General features: G+C 45.7%; 15 protein-coding genes. All 15 read right to left on the reverse strand.

Annotation, left to right across the window (positions count from 1 at the left end):
• Positions 1–74: 74 nt before the first annotated feature.
• A complete protein-coding gene (locus MKX30_RS11275) occupies positions 75–1,343 on the reverse strand; it encodes a competence/damage-inducible protein A (RefSeq protein ID WP_339201900.1) in 1,269 nt (422 codons plus the stop codon).
• A gap of 95 nt (positions 1,344–1,438) precedes the next feature.
• A complete protein-coding gene (gene pgsA / locus MKX30_RS11280; protein ID WP_013309954.1) occupies positions 1,439–2,026 on the reverse strand; it encodes a CDP-diacylglycerol--glycerol-3-phosphate 3-phosphatidyltransferase in 588 nt (195 codons plus the stop codon).
• A 210-nt stretch (positions 2,027–2,236) separates the two neighbouring features.
• The gene (locus tag MKX30_RS11285) at positions 2,237–2,728 is read right to left on the reverse strand and encodes a YajQ family cyclic di-GMP-binding protein (protein ID WP_053325272.1); all 492 of its coding nucleotides are present in this window, start codon (positions 2,726–2,728) and stop codon (positions 2,237–2,239) included.
• Between the two features lie 144 nt (positions 2,729–2,872).
• On the reverse strand, positions 2,873–3,037 hold the full coding sequence (locus tag MKX30_RS11290; protein WP_023988236.1) for a hypothetical protein: 165 nt from the start codon (positions 3,035–3,037) through the stop codon (positions 2,873–2,875).
• 84 nt (positions 3,038–3,121) lie between these two features.
• Positions 3,122–4,198, reverse strand: coding sequence for a helix-turn-helix domain-containing protein (locus MKX30_RS11295; protein ID WP_028542704.1), 1,077 nt, complete (start codon positions 4,196–4,198; stop codon positions 3,122–3,124).
• Between the two features lie 30 nt (positions 4,199–4,228).
• A complete protein-coding gene (locus MKX30_RS11300; protein WP_013370747.1) occupies positions 4,229–5,002 on the reverse strand; it encodes a DUF3388 domain-containing protein in 774 nt (257 codons plus the stop codon).
• 227 nt (positions 5,003–5,229) lie between these two features.
• Entirely contained in the window at positions 5,230–5,484 is a 255-nt protein-coding gene (locus MKX30_RS11305) for a DUF3243 domain-containing protein (protein ID WP_013309950.1), read from the reverse strand.
• A gap of 102 nt (positions 5,485–5,586) precedes the next feature.
• Complete coding sequence (gene ymfI / locus MKX30_RS11310; RefSeq protein ID WP_053325271.1) at positions 5,587–6,354, reverse strand: elongation factor P 5-aminopentanone reductase; 768 nt, start codon at positions 6,352–6,354, stop codon at positions 5,587–5,589.
• Positions 6,355–6,374: 20 nt separating this feature from the next.
• Positions 6,375–7,655 carry an EF-P 5-aminopentanol modification-associated protein YfmH gene (yfmH, locus tag MKX30_RS11315; protein ID WP_023988233.1) on the reverse strand — a complete coding sequence of 427 codons (1,281 nt, stop codon included), beginning with the start codon at positions 7,653–7,655 and terminating at the stop codon, positions 6,375–6,377.
• A gap of 2 nt (positions 7,656–7,657) precedes the next feature.
• Positions 7,658–8,938: an EF-P 5-aminopentanol modification-associated protein YfmF gene (yfmF, locus tag MKX30_RS11320; RefSeq protein WP_023988232.1), complete on the reverse strand. Its 1,281-nt coding sequence runs from the start codon at positions 8,936–8,938 to the stop codon at positions 7,658–7,660.
• A 160-nt stretch (positions 8,939–9,098) separates the two neighbouring features.
• Positions 9,099–9,950 carry a spore cortex-lytic enzyme gene (gene sleB / locus MKX30_RS11325; protein ID WP_023988231.1) on the reverse strand — a complete coding sequence of 284 codons (852 nt, stop codon included), beginning with the start codon at positions 9,948–9,950 and terminating at the stop codon, positions 9,099–9,101.
• A gap of 226 nt (positions 9,951–10,176) precedes the next feature.
• The gene (locus MKX30_RS11330; RefSeq protein WP_053325270.1) at positions 10,177–12,843 is read right to left on the reverse strand and encodes an FtsK/SpoIIIE family DNA translocase; all 2,667 of its coding nucleotides are present in this window, start codon (positions 12,841–12,843) and stop codon (positions 10,177–10,179) included.
• A gap of 103 nt (positions 12,844–12,946) precedes the next feature.
• Entirely contained in the window at positions 12,947–13,159 is a 213-nt protein-coding gene (locus tag MKX30_RS11335; protein ID WP_023988229.1) for a YlzJ-like family protein, read from the reverse strand.
• On the reverse strand, positions 13,156–14,004 hold the full coding sequence (locus MKX30_RS11340) for a ClpP family protease (protein ID WP_341062835.1): 849 nt from the start codon (positions 14,002–14,004) through the stop codon (positions 13,156–13,158). Before MKX30_RS11340 ends, MKX30_RS11335 begins: the two co-directional genes overlap by 4 nt.
• A gap of 229 nt (positions 14,005–14,233) precedes the next feature.
• On the reverse strand, positions 14,234–15,913 hold the full coding sequence (locus MKX30_RS11345) for a ribonuclease J (RefSeq protein ID WP_013309942.1): 1,680 nt from the start codon (positions 15,911–15,913) through the stop codon (positions 14,234–14,236).
• Positions 15,914–16,106 lie beyond the last annotated feature (193 nt).

Genomic DNA, 16,106 nt, shown 5'->3' on the forward strand with positions numbered 1-16,106 from the left:
GTTCTTCCGATAAGATGATTATATCATGAATATCTATCTAAAACAACTCTACGACCCACACTGTACATAGATGTTTAAGAGAGTTTCTCGTTCTCTACCAGCCTGCGCCACAATCTGTACAGGATTGCTTTGACTGATCGCAGTCGGATTGTTTCACGGTTACCACTCAGTCTCAGTTCATGTACTTCCGTTTCCTTGTCGCGTTCAGCAATGCCAATATACACCAAACCGACTGGCTTCCGTTCGGAATACCCAGGCCCGGCAACACCAGTAACTGAAAGTCCAAAATCGCTGTCCATGATCATTCTCGCCTGCTCTGCAAGCACAAGGGCTACTTCCTTACTCACTGCACCTGGCGCTTGATCCCCTTCCAAATAATCATAAGGCACGTTGAGTAATTTCATCTTCATTTCATTGGAATAGCACACGATGCCACCTTGAAACATAACAGCACTGCCAGGTATAGAAGTGATGTGTTCCATCAGCATTCCACCTGTACAGCTTTCTGCCGCACTCACAGTGAGCCCGCGTTTGGCCATTAGATCTACGATAACCTTCTCCAGCGTAACATCTTCACTTGCATACATATATTCCGAAAGACGCTGCTGAATTTCTACTTCCGTAGCCGTCAGCTTAATTAGTGCTTCACTTTCGCTGGCCGCCTTGGTGGATATACGGATCGTGACTTCCCCTTCCTTCGCATAAGGAGCAATCGTGGGGTCTGTCTGGGATTGGATCAGATCTAACAAATGGGTTTCAAGAGCTGACTCACCGATCCCTGCAAATTTTAGCATTTTTGAATAAATTGGCATTTCCTCACCGCTCAATGCCTGCTGAAGCAACCAAGGTTTCGCTTGGTTTGCAAACATGGGTTTGAGTTCCTTAGGCGGTCCAGGCAAAACTACATAAAATTTACCGTCCTGTGCAATTGCGTCGCCCACAGCTAGCCCTGTCTCATTTTCAAGCGGAGTAGCGCCTTCAATAGAAAGCGCCTGCCGGCGGTTATTCTCGGTCATTTCTACCCCACGGTTACGGAAAAACTGATCTAGCTTGTCCATTGCAAGACGATCTATGTGCAATTTTCGCCCCAATACAGACGCTATCGCATCTTTCGTCAAATCATCCTGAGTCGGTCCCAGACCACCGGAAAACAAAATAAAATCCGCACGCTTCTGAGCAATTCTTATCGCTTCCTGAAGCCGATCTATGTTATCGCCAACTACAGTCTGAAAATATACATCGATTCCGATTGTAGCCAACTCTTGTGACAAATATTGAGCATTTGTATTCACTATTTGTCCGAGCAATAACTCTGTACCTACTGCAATTATTTCAGCTTTCATCAATTCTTCCTCCTGTACTGCGAATATTATGGGAATTATGTAAAGAAACAGCAATAAGTTTAGTCCCTATTGCTGTTTCCATAAAATTTATCCTGTTAAACTTTGGAGGAGCTCAGCAAGTGGATATTTTTCACAAAATAATCAATACCCGAATAAATGGTGATCAACACCGCTGCCCATATCGCTATTAAATCAAACGGGATACCAAGAAAAACAAACGGGAAATTATTAATGAGCAACGCTACAATAGCAACGATCTGGATGATCGTCTTCAATTTGCCCCAATTACTTGCAGCAACCACAGAACCATCCAGTAAGGCAATCTGACGCAGACCCGTAACCGCAAACTCACGGCTAACAATCACAACGACAATCCACGAATCGATTTTTCCCATTTCTACCAAGGAAACCAAAATGGCGGTTACCAAAAGCTTATCAGCAAGGGGGTCCAACAGCTTGCCCAAATTGGTGACCATATTATTTTTACGTGCCAAATATCCGTCAAGACCATCCGTGCTGGCTGCTACAAGGAAAATGATAGCCGCAATCAGCTGATTATACGGCAGCTTGAAAGCTCCGATCTCAATCGGCGGCGGATAAAAATCAAAGTCCACCAGCAAAGCCAGCATCATCACCGGAATAAGGCAAATCCGCGTTATTGTAATTCTGTTGGGTAAATTCACAACACACTCTCCCCTGATTATCGTACTTGATTACAAATGGCAGTTTTCGGATTAAATTCAATCCTATGTAAATCGCTATCAACGAGCGCTATACACCTGAATTGTCTGCATTTTCGTTACAAGTATAATATGGCGCAAAACGCATGTCAAAATAACCTGCCGCACATCAAGCAACGTTTTTTCCTACAAAATGTATGAGGGAAAACAGCTTTATTTCATGTTTGTAAATTGAAGCTCCAATGGCAAATCAGCTTTACGCAGCAATTGAATGATCGCCTGTAAATCATCCCTGTTTTTTCCGGTCACTCGGATTTGATCACCTTGAATCTGACTTTTAACTTTTAGCTTGGAGTCCCGAATAAGAATGTTAATTTTCTTGGCATTCTCCTGATCAATTCCCTGCTTAAGCGAAAGACGCTGACGCACTGAACCTAAAGAGGCGGGTTCCAATTTGCCATACTCCACATTTTTAAGGGACAGACCTCGTTTGGCCATTTTAGATTGCAAAATATCAATCACCGCATTCAGCTTGTATTCGTCTTCCGATGCAATCGTAAGAGCTTCTTTCTCAAGCTTAAGGCTACTTTTGCTACCCTTGAAATCAAATCGTGTTTCAATTTCACGCTCCGTCTGATGAACCGCATTTGTTAACTCCTGCATATCCATTTTGGAGACGATATCAAATGAATTTTCTGAAGCCATCGTTTCACTTTCCTTTCCACAACAAAGTTCAATATCTAATTATAGGCTAGTCATTTACAAAAATCCAATAATCCGTTGACTAAAAAGGCGTTCTTGCCAGTTTTCCTGACAAAAACGCCTTTATTTCATTTACGGTCAAAATATCTAATTATGGCTTCGTGTTGGAGTTCGGAACATATCCAAAAGTCCAAGCACAATGTGAGCAAGACCAAAGCCCAGTATGCCATAGCCCCATGCATTCGGTGTCAGATAATAGCCCAGTAAACTGACAATTATACCGAGCCCAGTCACAATCCAGCTGACGGTCATAACGTATACACCTCACTTTGCGGAAAATGAAATGACTGCCTTTCCAGGAATTACAGTCATTAGTATTTCCTCGCACCAAGGCGTTTATTCACCATCAGTAGTTGTAGAATCTGTACTACTTTGTGCTGAATCCGTACTGCTACCTGTCGTAGAATCTGCAGGTGAACCCGTTACCCCTGCACTCGTTCCGGTCGAAGAAGCTTCTCCTTGCTGGATCAGTACACGAGTAGTCGATTTATTATCTGTTATCGGTTGACCTGCTACGGAAATATCTGTGGCAGAAGACCGTCCTGATTTGATATATAAACCTTCTGGACCAATATCGAAAGACATGGCATCTCCACTTTTAGTCATACCATAACTCAGCTTTTCTCCACGGGAATTTTCTCCCTTGTACACTTCAAGCCAGCTTTCGCCCGTCGCTTTAATATCAACCTTGACCGCGGCTCCCGTTGAACTGGAAACTTTAAAAATCGTCGTCTTGCCTTGCTTGCCGTCCTGTGCCACAGTTACACCTTGTTGTGGCGTAGTCGTATCCGGCTGCTGTCCAGTATCTGGAGTAGTAGCACCCGTACTCCCCGTACCACCTGGCTGAGTTTGGCCGGTTTGCCCCGCATCAGGAGTCTGCCCACCAGCACCATTTGGAGCCGTCGTTTGACCATTGTTCGGCTGTGTCGTAGTGGTATCAGGAGTAGACGTGCTTGGTGTGGTGCTTGGTGTTGTACTTGGTGTTGTAATCGGCGTTGTGTTTTCTGCTGTTTTTGGAGTTGAATGGTTGTTGCTCACCCAATAAGCATAAATAACCCCAACAATGAGAACTAGAAAAAGCCACATTAACGCTGTAGGCAACCATTTAAGATTACCAATCGTGGCGGGACGGCTGGAGCGTTTCTGTGTAACAGGCTCCATGACTGCTTCCGGCTCAGGTTCAGGCACATTGCTTTGATGCCCTTCCAGAATCTCATCGGGGTTCAACCCGACCGTTTCAGCGTATGTTTTAATAAAAGCTCTGACATAAAAGCTTCCCGGCAGCACTTTGTAATCGCCCGTCTCAATGGCTTCCAGATAACGTTTGCGTATCTTCGTCATTTCCTGAACATCGTCAAGGCTCAATCCTTTTTGCAGCCGGGCCTCCTTTAATTGCTGACCCAGTTCTGACATGTCATCATCTCCTTGTGTAATTACGCTTATTTAAAGATCTTCTGTATAACTGGCTGTAAAGGTATCATAAATAATTTCCTCAGCCGGATTATTGCGAAGCTCAATAATGATATTGAAATCGTCAAAGCTGTATCCTGATTCACGTACAAATACATCAGGATGCTCAATCACTTTAGTACTTGGCATACTCATGATTTCCTGAAGCAGATGATAATGTCTTTCATTTGACCGAATTGTACTCACAATACCATCAATAATAAACACATTGTTTGGGTTCATTTCTTCTTCAGAGAGCTGACTGCGCACCGTCTGTCGTAGTAACGTTGAAGACACAAAAGTCCAACGCTTCATTGCGCATACACTACTGGCAATAATGGATTCCGTTTTGCCCACCCGCGGCATCCCGCGAAGACCAATCACCTGATTGCCGTCCCTCTTTAATACTTCACCCAAAAAATCGACCAGCAACCCAAGCTCATCGCGTGTAAAGCGAAATGTTTTACGATCATCCGAATCCCGATCGATGTAACGGCCGTGTCTTACTGCCAATATATCAACCAGTCTCGGAGCACGTAAGGCCGTGACTGTAATGTTGCTCGCTTTTTTTAACGTGTCTCCGAGAATGCGTATCTTCTCGTCATCGTCCGTTTCAAGCAACATCCCCCGTCTTTCGCCTTCAACACCGTTGATCGTCAGTATATTAACCCCCAGAATACCAAGCATGGAAGCAATGTCTCCCAGCAGTCCGGGTCGATTTTTATGTATCTTGTACTCCATGTACCACTGTTTCGTTTCTTCCGTCACGTTAGCACCTCATTCACATTCAAACCGTCAACAACTCCAAATCAAAGCATTATTGTATCATAAAATAACATCTTTCGACAAAACCAATTATTGAAATTTGATAGGCTGCATTGTGTTGTAAGCCTCAATCACGTTTATGATATATAAATTACAATGGAATTACAAGAACAGCTCTGTAACCATTACAGAAAAGCCCCCAAAAGGGAGCTTTTCATGTTGGTTCCTACTTATGCGTTGCTCTTGGCCAATTTAACCATTAGCCGGGCGATGGTGTGACGCTCGTCCTCATCGGCAACTCCCCACAGTTCTTTCAGTGCGCGGTTGGAGTGGTTAGCTGGATCGACCTTCTCATCCAGAAAATCACCAATTTCATAAGCAAGCTCAGAAATGGTATCTTGGCTGATTCCCAGCTTCTCCGCTTGCTCTACACGCTGACCGAGGAACTTTTTCCAAACATCAAAATTCTGAACAACTGTTGACATACTTAAATCCTCCTTAGATGATTCAGATTTAAAATCAACAGTTGTAATATGCTCTTCTCAGACGCTTACTATACTGGTGGATTCCTCCAAGCGCTATTTCCCTTAAGTCACCCATCCTCCGTTAGGACTTATGACCTGGCCATTAATATAACCTGACTCAGGAAGCGCAAGAAAATAAACTAGGGACGATATTTCATCAGGTCGAGCCAATCGTCCAGCAGGAATTTCTTCTTCCAAACTGGTAATTTCGCCTTCATCCAAATGATCCAGCATCGACGTATCCACTGCACCTGGAGCTACAGCATTCACTGTCACCCCGGAAGGTGCTACCTCTTGAGCCAGCGCTTTAGTGAAAGCGTTAATGCCTCCCTTGGTGGTGGAATACAACACCTCGCACGAAGCGCCACACATCCCCCACACGGATGAAACATTCACAATGCGGCCATAGCGTTGGGATATCATATGCGGCATAAAAACCTGCGTGCACAGAAAGGTTCCCTTAACATTGACAGCCATCACTTCGTCCCATTCCTCTTCCGAAACATCTGTCAACAGCCCATAATGAGATAATCCGGCGTTGTTCACAAGAATATCCGGCTTCATCCCGTGATTATCCAGCTTTTCACGCATGCGTTCAATCTGCTCCTTGCTCCGCAGATCCGCTGACACGGTCATTACCTTGCCTGAATAAGCCATGCAACGACGGGCAACTTCATTTGCTTTTTCATGGGACTTCATGTAGTGAATGACCACATTCATCCCTACAGCTGCAAAACGCTCAGCAATAGCCGCACCAATTCCGCCACTTGCCCCTGTAATCAGCACGGTTGTATCGCCAATCGCTTTTAGTTCTCCGCCCTCGGTGGTCATCGTTTCCCTCTCCCTGGACATTACGGACTCACCACTAGTGATATTGCGAGTTGATCCCACTGGATATGGTCTTTCAGACGGCGATTTACATCCTCAAGCGTGATACTTTCATAAATCGGAAGCAGTTGGAAAAAATCGCTGCCCCGGAAGCGATGTCTTGTAAATTCATGCGCAATATTTTCTGGTGAATTGAGTGTACGCAGATAACCACCGATTTTCTTTTTGCGTGCCCGTTCAAAATGTTCTGCTGCAAAGCCCTGCTTCTGGATGGACTCCACCTCTTCACGTATTCTCGCCAACAGCCGATCCGGGTCTTTGGTATCCCCACCGATTGCAGAGAATGCATATTGCTGCGTGCTATTGTACTCATGACCAAAACTGTCCGAAATCAGATCCTCATCGTAGAGCTTTTGATACAATTGTGTACTGGAGCCAAACAGGAGATCTAGCATCAGCTTGGTTTCCAGATCATGACGGAGCAATTCTTCACCCGTTAGGCCTACTTCAGCCTCCTTAAATCCAAACAGTAGCTTTGGCAGAGAAACGGCCAGCTTTACCTCACGACGTGGTTCTGCAACTGTAGTGGGTTCATCGTCGAAAATCCGCTCGATCTCTCCCTGCGGCTTATAGTCCTTTTTAGCCTGATTGTTACGTACCAGTTCTATTACTTCAGCTGGATCCACTCCGCCCACTACAAAAAGAATCATATTGCTTGGATGGTAGAAAGCTTCATAGCAACTGTACAGCGTTTCCTTTGTAATCGTACTGATGGATTGAACAGTACCTGCGATATCAATATGCACCGGATGGACCTTGTACAACGCCTCGATCAGACCAAAGTAACTCCGCCAATCGGGATTATCTTCATACATATTGATTTCCTGGCCGATAATGCCTTTTTCCTTCTCTACATTTTCATCTGTAAAGTAAGGATGCTGCACAAAATTGACCAGGGTGGTCAAATTTTCTTGAATACGCTCGGTTGCCGAAAACAGATATACTGTTTGATCAAAGCTCGTAAATGCGTTCGCCGATGCCCCATTAGAGGAAAAGGTAGCAAAAATATCGCCTTCAGGCTCTTCAAACATTTTATGCTCCAAAAAATGGGCTATGCCATCCGGCACCTTTACGGGCTGTTGACCTTCTACGCGGAAATGATTATCAACCGAGCCGTATTTAGTCGCAAATGTAGCGTACGTTTTCTGAAAACCCGGTTTGGGCAACACATAAACGTGTAAACCGTTATCCATTACTTCATAGTACAACGTTTCCTGCAAATGCTCATATGGTATATGCTCCACCGCTATTCCCCCTTCTGGTCTCTCAAGAAATAAATAGTGTCCAGTCGGAACGTCCGGGCGGCATCCTGAACATCCTGCACCTTGACTGCCTCCACCTGACTCAGCAGCTCATCTACCGTCCGCTCTTTACCAGAAAGCTGTCTGTTAAAATCATAGGCGATCATTTCAAAAGCGGAATCCTGCATCTCCTTCAGCAAGTTGCGAATCATCGCCTGCGTTTGGGTCATTTCCAGCTCGGTAATCGCTCCATTTTGCGTATCTTCCAGTTGCTTGCGGATAATAGTAACCGCTTTTTCATAATTAGGAATTTCGATACCAGATTGAATCGTACCAATCCCTTTATGCCCGTCATACCGCGATGAAGCGTAATACGCCAAACTTTCCTTTTCCCTTACATTAACGAACAGCTTTGAATGCGGATACCCGCCCAAAATGCCATTATACATCAGAGCGGAAGCATAGCGATCGTCTCCATACGTAATAGGGGTGCGCAACCCCATGTTGAGCTTGCCCTGGTTCACATCAAGACGCTCTACAACGGTTTGAACCTCACGCTCTACTGACTTGGGCTGTTCTGGAACATACCCTGCTTCCGCTGAACGATTCAATTGAAAATAGCGATCAACAAACTTCTCAACTTCTTCCAGCGTCGTATCTCCCACAACGTATAAATCCATGCTGGCATGATTCAGCCATTCTCCATAAGCCTGATACAAGCTCTGTGCATCTATGCTGTCCAGATCGGATCGTTGACCAAGAGGGTGCAGACGATAAGGCTCATCTTTGCACATTTCCTCCATACAGCGCTCACCAGCATAACGTATTTTATCGTTAACTATAGATTCCAGCTTTTTACGCACATTTTCTCGTTCCTGCTGGACGTATCCCGTTTGAAATGCACCATTTTCCAATGCAGGCTTCGTCAGCACTTCTCCGAGAAAAGCAAACGAACGATCCAGCAAACTATCCGGACTGTTTACAAAGCTGTCATTAATCGTATCCATGCGAAATTGCACGATCTGATAATCTCCACGTTTGTATACATCGAATCCGAAACCCGCGCCATACAATTGTTCTAACTGTTCTCTGAATTGTGTAGTCTGCGGATACGATTCTGTACCCCGTCGCAGAACGAAAGGTACCAGCCCCACTCGGGTTACGGTTTCCTCACGTAGCGGAGTACCTACATACAACGATATGGCAAACGTCTTAAAGCGCTTGGTCGGCAGTACATGAATCCTCAGTTGTCTGCGTGTGCCACGCTCGAAACCTGTTTTGTTCAAGTCCAAAACTCCTTTGTGACGTCAATTTGCGTCTAGCCTTTGATTAGCATTAGCTGCTGTAAATCATCCTCCTGTAAAGAGGTAAAGTGTACCAATCTTTATTCTAACCATGCAAAAGCCAAGAAGCAACCGGAGACAAGCTCCCGGCTGCTTCGGCGTTTTACATGCAGAAAATATGCTCCCCAATGGTTTTCACCTGCGGACGGGACCAAATCCATTTGGAGGTGGCTGTTTTTGGGTTAAAATAATAAAGACATCCTCCGCTTGGATCCCAGCCGTTCAGTGCTTGGCGTACCGCCTTTTGTGCAGTCTCATTCGGTGTGAGCCAGATTTGGCCGTCTGCTACAGCTGTGAAAGCTCCTGGCTGAAAGATCACTCCAGATGGTGAGTTGGGAAAGCTGGGTGACTTAACCCTGTTCAAAATAACAGCCGCGACGGCAACTTGTCCTTCAAATGGCTCGCCGCGGGATTCACCGTAGACCGCGTTGGCCATAATTTTAAGATCATTTTCAGATAGTCCCATGGTGTTGGCCGATCCCATCGTTTCATCATTTTGATCCGCTTTATCGTTATTGTCCGCTGTCTGTCCCTGAGCGGAACCTTGATTGTTACGATGCATAGGAGTTTCCGTTGGCTTCCAGTTAGGAGTAGCATTCACCAGCTTTAATTTCGTCTTTGCTCCGACCACTCCATCGGGACGGATGCCAAATTCCTTTTGAAAACCCTTGACAGCTTTTAGTGTACTGCTGCCAAAATGGCTGTCCACTTTCCCGCCAAAAAAGCCCAGCAACTTCAAACGTGATTGCAACTCATATACATCCTGACCGTAAGATCCAAAATCAACCGCTCCCGAGCTGAATGTCGGCTGGGAAGGTTGCGCTGCTTGTACTTTCTGCTGTGTGCTCAGCGGCTCTGCTTGCTGCTGTGCAGAGTCATTTTTAAAAAGTCCTGTGTACGTAATAGCCGAGGCTGCGAGGATACCCGTGCAAATCCAGACCATTGTCTTTTTCATATGCTGCGCTCTACCTTTCTTTTGTGGGATTAACAGGATGGCTACGTTTATTATGACAAGCTCCGCTTAAAGCTATTCACCCTTTTAATCTTCTTTCAGCAGGTAGTCGCCACACCTCAAAAAAACATCACAAAAAAACGCTGTTTGTTCACTTGGAGTTGCCATAATAGAACAACCACCATGCGAACAAACAGCGTTTTAATGTAGTGCTGGATAGAGATAATGCTTAGGAACTAACTTTATTTTGCTGATATTGCTCCATTGAGATAAGGACCTCACGGGGCTTGCTGCCCTCGTAAGGGCCGATGACTCCGCGAGCTTCCATGGAGTCAATCAGTCGAGCAGCACGTGTATAACCGATCCGCATACGGCGCTGAAGGAGCGAAACGGAAGCTTGTTTAGCCTCTAAAATGATGTTGACAGCCTGATCGTACAGCTCATCCAGCATTTCATCTGCATCAGCCGATACCTCTTCCACCTCCGGCACTAGCGTTTCATCATACTGCGCTTCACCCTGTTCACGTACATAGTTAACAATATTTTCGACTTCTTGATCGCTCATGAACGCTCCCTGAACGCGGACTGGTTTGGAAGCACCCATCGGCATGAATAGCATATCACCACGTCCGAGTAGCTTCTCGGCTCCGCCCATATCCAATATGGTACGGGAGTCTACCTGCGAGGAAACGCCGAAGGCAATACGTGAAGGAATATTGGCTTTAATCACCCCGGTAATTACGTCAACCGAAGGTCTCTGGGTTGCAATGATAAGGTGGATGCCTGCTGCACGCGCCATTTGGGCAAGTCGTGCAATCGCATCCTCCACATCTCCCGCAGCTACCATCATTAAATCTGCCAACTCGTCCACAATAACGACGATGTAAGGCAGAAATGCATCCGGGTTATCTTTCATCAGATTATTATAGCCCTCAATATTACGGGTTCCTGATTTGGAAAATAACTCATATCTTTTTTCCATTTCAACTACAATTTTCTTCAATGCAAGTGAGGCACGCTTTGGATCAGTCACGACCGGAGCCAACAAATGCGGGATTCCGTTGTACACGTTCAACTCCACCATTTTAGGATCGACCATCAAAAATTTGACCTCATCCGGCTTTGCTTTGTACAAAATACTCGTGATGATCCCATTGATACACACTGATTTACCCGAACCTGTTGCCCCAGCTACAAGCAGATGGGGCATCTTGGCCAAATTACCAACAATCGTCTGTCCTGCAATATCACGTCCGAATGCAATGGATAAATTGGAAGTTGACTCCTGGAAAACGGTTGTCTCCATTACCTCACGCATCGTGACAATGGAAACTTCATTATTCGGAACCTCAATTCCGATAGCAGATTTGCCAGGAATCGGAGCCTCCATACGGATATCTTTGGCAGCAAGCGCAAGCGCAATGTCATCCGTCAGACTCACAATGCGGCTGACCTTTACTCCAATGTCCGGCTGAATTTCATAACGCGTTACGGCAGGGCCACGGACAACCTCCAGTACCTTCGCCCGCACACCAAAGCTTTCCAGCGTTGCTTCCAGCTTGCGTGCCGTTTGCATGTAATCCTTTTGTCCCATACCTTTGCCTACGTTTTGTGGTTTAGCAAGCAAACGAAACGATGGGAGCTTGTACGGTTTAGGCGGCGGCGGAGCCGGAATAGCTGTATGGGTACCTTCAGCCTCTTCGCCTGCAACCCCAGTTGCAATCGTCTGAGCTTGTCCCTGAGCACCTTCTAATGTCCCCTGGATCGTTGTCGAATCATTCGCATTGGCATCCACAAAGTCATCATCCAGGGATTCATCAATAATGGAAGTTGTATGCTCTGCCCCTGTAAGGGACTCTCCAAATTCAGCTTCCGGTCTTCTTTCCTCATGCTTTACTTGTTCGAAGAAATCCCTAATAATGGGCGACCTCTTTACCGGAATTGCAGCTTCCTGCTCAGCGTGTTCGACTACGTCAGACAGCTCTTCACTCTGGTTATCGTTTATCCACTGGGCCTGCGCGTCCTCAGCTTCATATGGAAGATCATGATCATCCTCATCCGTATCGACGGAATGCTTCTCCTTGTCCGCTTTATCTGAATTTTTGAGACCAAACAACTGAAAGAAAATCGGTTGTTTGCGTGCAGGAGGCTGCATTTCGTCAAAGTCATCATCCATGTCTTCCTCATAGGCAGGAATCGGCTCAGACTTGATTTTTCTATTTCCACTACCTTTGCTAGATGCCGAAAGCGGAGTAGCTTTACCAGTCCATTTTTTACGCACGCTTCCCCCGACTGTCAGCAGCTTGGTCTTTACAATCCGTACCAAATCCACATAGGACAGTTGGGTCATCAGCATGAAACAAATGACGAACATAACAATCATGATCAGTTTAGCTCCTGTGAGACCAAACAGCCACAACAGAACAGTAAGCTGCAATGCGCCTACGTACCCCCCGCTGATATCCTTGTTCAGCATTGAGGTATGGCCCTGCTGGTCAGGCGACAGCAACTGCTCACGCATATCTATATGTATCTGGGTCATCACTCCGCCCGGCTGAAGCGCGTTGATCGGCCCCAAACGCTGCTCCATAGATGAAATAGAACTCATAAGTGTAAAGGCAAATACCAACAGGAGCAAACCCGTTTTACGCGAGTTCCACTGGTTCGGCCACTTGCGGTGAATCATCACCATCAGACCATAATAAATGCCAATGAGAGGGATAACAAAATAGAATTTCCCCAGTACGAGCCCAAACATCTTGGATAGCGACCGACCAACTGCCGCTTCACCCGACAACGCAATGACCGCTAATGTAATCAGCACAATGCCGTAAATTTCAAATTTTAGAACTCCGCCAAATGCGGCTTTCTTTTTTCTTTTTCTTCTTCTGGACATACAAGGTCACCCCCCAGAAGAATATTATACCACGTCACCCGGTATCCGCACATATGTTCTTTTTCAGCAGTAAATGACCTATTTCTATACTATTCGACACCTTCTACGACCACTCGATAACTTGACCTGGTCCATAACGCGGATTCAGGTAGGCTTCCAGCGGACAGTCCAACAACCGTACAATGATCCCCCGACGACTTTCAAGCGGCTGTACCTGCATAAGTAGACCGTCTACCCGAACCTCTGCAAGCTCCTCAGCCTCTTTCCACATCCCTTGCCATACCATTTCCATTGGCATCACAGTATATAGTGTCATTGAGGTAGCTCCCTGCTTTGCTCCCCTGACAGTGTCTCTGTAGGAGTTCCTGTGGGACTGGGAGAAAAAGGAGCATACGGAGCCTGCTGTTGAATCCCAGCGATCCCGTTTTGCTGACGCCGCGTTTCAATAATGGTGTTCAGCTGTTTTAAAGCCTCTCCGATGCCTCCAACCGCGTCCATCAATCCATACTTCACTGCATCCGCTCCCCCAACCGCTATACCAATATCGCGGTTTAACTCACCGGTTTTAAACATCAGTTCCTTAAACTGCTCTTCTGTAATACGAGAATGAGAAACGACGAAGCGTACAACACGTTCCTGCATTTTTTCCATGTATTCAAAAGTTTGTGGTACTCCAATGACCAGACCGTTCATCCGAATGGGATGAATGGTCATCGTCGCACTCTCCGCAATGTAGGAATAAGTGGAAGACACAGCAATCGGCACACCGATGCTATGCCCCCCACCTATGACAATAGTCACCGTTGGTTTACTCATCGATGCGATCATTTCAGCAATAGCCAGTCCTGCCTCTACATCACCACCAACTGTATTCAGCAAAATCATTAATCCTTCGATACGAGGATTTTGTTCTGCCGCTACCAACTGGGGAATAATGTGCTCATATTTTGTCGTTTTGTTTTGAGGCGGTAAAATGAGATGCCCTTCAATCTGACCGATAATCGTCATGCAAAAAATATTGGACTCGCCTCCAGGCATGGAAGTTTGACCCAGCTGCTGCAAAGCCTCCATAGCAGGTAAAGCGGGTCTTTGCCCAATTTCTGGTTGATCTGGCGCTTCCGTTTCCTCGTTGCCAGATGTTAGATTGCTGTATTGTTCCATATGGGTGATCTTCCTTTCGCTTTACGCATCTATATGACCCGTATTCACCCTATAGTATGGGATGGAAATGGAATATTTTATACCCGACCCCATGCTTTTCCTTGTCCCGCAAAATCAAAAAAGCCTCTCCTCCCGCGGAAACCGTCCAATATTTCCTGCGGGAAGAGAGGCGACTGTGTGCCTGTGACTTAAGTTTTTAATTCAGGTTTTTGAACAAATTTCAATTGAATCACACTTCCATTATAATTGGCAGGATCATCGGTCTGCGACGAGTTTGCTCATACAAGAAGCGACCTAGTGCATCCTTGACATTTGTCTTGAGGGAAGCCCATTCATTTACATTTTCACTCATGAGCTTATGCAGTGTACTTGAGACAATACGATTTGCTTCATCCAGTAGACCTTCCGATTCACGGACATATACGAAACCGCGGGAAATGATATCTGGGCCTGATTTAATCGTTCCGTCTTGCTTGCTCAGCGTGACAACCACCACCAAAATACCGTCCTGTGACAGCAATTTGCGGTCGCGCAATACGATATTTCCTACATCCCCTACGCCTAGTCCATCGATCAGTACGTTGCCTGCTGTAACTTTACCAGCTCTGCGTGCTCCGCCATTCTGAATTTCAATGACTTCACCGATATCCGTGATGAAGATATTTTCAGGCTCTATACCTACGCCTTCAGCAAGAAGAGCGTGACGACGTTGCATTCTGAACTCACCATGAATTGGCAAGAAGAACTTTGGTTTCATCAGATTCAGCATCAGCTTGAGTTCTTCCTGGCTTCCGTGTCCAGAAACGTGGATACCTGGATTAGCTGCGCTGTAATATACATTGGCACCCAGACGGAACAGTTCATCAATTGTGCGTCCAACGTATTTTTCATTACCCGGTACCGGAGTAGCTGCGATGATGACTGAATCCCCTGGAAGAATGTCAACCTTTCGATGTGTGGAACGAGCCATTCTTGTCAAAGCGGACATCGGTTCACCCTGACTGCCTGTGCAGAGAATAACTACACGATCCGCTGACATTTTGCCAACTTCTTCAGGCTCAATCAGCATTCCATCTGGAATTTCCAAATAGCCCAAGTCCGAAGCAATACCTACGACATTAACCATGCTTCGACCAATAACTGTTACTTTACGTCCCGTAGCTTCAGCAGCATTAATTACCTGCTGAATACGATGTACGTTAGAAGCAAAAGTGGCTACGACCACACGCTGTCTCGACTTGCGGAAAATGTCTTCCAGGACAATACCAACGCTCTTTTCCGAAGGTGTAAAGCCCGGTTTCTCGGCATTTGTACTGTCTGACAAAAGAGCCAGTACACCACGTGTGCCAATTTCAGCCATACGCTGCAAATCTGCATATTGTCCGTTCACCGGAGTATGGTCAAATTTGAAGTCACCTGTATGAACAACAGCGCCTTCAGGAGTATCAATACATACACCTACAGAATCCGGAATACTATGGTTGGTTCTGAAGAAAGTTGCTTTTAGTGTGGAACCCAGCTTGATTTCGGAATCAGCATTGATCAAAATACGTTTGGTTTCACCAAGCAGATTCGCTTCCTTCAGCTTGTTTTCCACCAATCCCAGCGTCAATTTGGTACCATATACTGGTACATTCAAATGTTTCAACACGTAAGGCAAACCGCCGATATGGTCCTCGTGACCATGAGTCAGCACAATGCCTCTTACTTTGTCGCGGTTCTCTGTAAGGTAGGAAATATCAGGAATAACGATATCAATGCCCAGCATGTCCTCTTCCGGGAATTTCAGACCGGAATCCACCACGACAATGTCATTGCCGTATTGAACGACATACATATTTTTCCCGATTTCACCGACGCCGCCCAAAGCGAAAATCATCAATTTATCGTTGTTTGTTTTTTTAGACAAATGAATCTAAACCTCCTATGGTAGTTGGACGTCGTACCTTGATTTGTTTATTTAATTTTCAAAAAAATACCGCACCCAGTCACTTGACCCCATTATACATGATTAAAATAAGAAAAAACAAGTCATCCTGTTCGTTACGCTAGGTTTCCCATTGCCGTCTGAAACCATTAGTATCTGTCATTTTATCTACATA

It is taken from the genome of Paenibacillus sp. FSL P2-0173, assembly GCF_038008045.1.
Taxonomy (GTDB): domain Bacteria; phylum Bacillota; class Bacilli; order Paenibacillales; family Paenibacillaceae; genus Paenibacillus; species Paenibacillus polymyxa_B.

Excerpts from the sequence above, each read along its gene's own strand:
- MKX30_RS11275 (WP_339201900.1), bottom strand. The coding sequence starts at position 1,343 with ATGAAAGCTGAAATAATTGCAGTAGGTACAGAGTTATTGCTCGGACAA.
- MKX30_RS11285 (WP_053325272.1), bottom strand. The coding sequence starts at position 2,728 with ATGGCTTCAGAAAATTCATTTGATATCGTCTCCAAAATGGATATGCAG.
- MKX30_RS11290 (WP_023988236.1), bottom strand. The coding sequence starts at position 3,037 with ATGACCGTCAGCTGGATTGTGACTGGGCTCGGTATAATTGTCAGTTTA.
- MKX30_RS11295 (WP_028542704.1), bottom strand. The coding sequence starts at position 4,198 with ATGTCAGAACTGGGTCAGCAATTAAAGGAGGCCCGGCTGCAAAAAGGA.
- MKX30_RS11305 (WP_013309950.1), bottom strand. The coding sequence starts at position 5,484 with ATGTCAACAGTTGTTCAGAATTTTGATGTTTGGAAAAAGTTCCTCGGT.
- ymfI (WP_053325271.1), bottom strand. The coding sequence starts at position 6,354 with ATGACCACCGAGGGCGGAGAACTAAAAGCGATTGGCGATACAACCGTG.
- sleB (WP_023988231.1), bottom strand. The coding sequence starts at position 9,950 with ATGAAAAAGACAATGGTCTGGATTTGCACGGGTATCCTCGCAGCCTCG.
- MKX30_RS11330 (WP_053325270.1), bottom strand. The coding sequence starts at position 12,843 with ATGTCCAGAAGAAGAAAAAGAAAAAAGAAAGCCGCATTTGGCGGAGTT.
- MKX30_RS11335 (WP_023988229.1), bottom strand. The coding sequence starts at position 13,159 with ATGACACTATATACTGTGATGCCAATGGAAATGGTATGGCAAGGGATG.
- MKX30_RS11340 (WP_341062835.1), bottom strand. The coding sequence starts at position 14,004 with ATGGAACAATACAGCAATCTAACATCTGGCAACGAGGAAACGGAAGCG.